The following is a 342-nucleotide window of genomic DNA, read 5'->3' as shown; positions in this document are numbered from 1 at the left end:
GAATTTCGGATTTATGGCATACACCGCTCATCCCGGCCCTGCCAAAGGGGCGCTTCGCGATCGTCACGAGATGCGGGCCGGGGTGCGGTGGACGCGGTAGCGCCGGCGCGACACGCCTGATGACAGGGCGGGCAACCGTGAGTCATCGGGCGACGCGATACGACACGGCGCGGTCACAGCGGTCTCGTTGAGACCTGAGGACGAGCACACGCAAGCCTTCGGGGATTTCGGCGGGATCGTCCGCGGACGGAGAAGTCGTGTGGTCCTGACGCCCGGGGTTCTGGCGTCAAGGCTTGCGGTGATGCGGCGGCCAACCGGTGCGCGCATCGATCACCCGCAAGA

Source organism: Bradyrhizobium nitroreducens, assembly GCF_002776695.1.
In the GTDB taxonomy this organism is placed as follows: domain Bacteria; phylum Pseudomonadota; class Alphaproteobacteria; order Rhizobiales; family Xanthobacteraceae; genus Bradyrhizobium; species Bradyrhizobium nitroreducens.
This window is presented reverse-complemented; position numbering follows the sequence as displayed.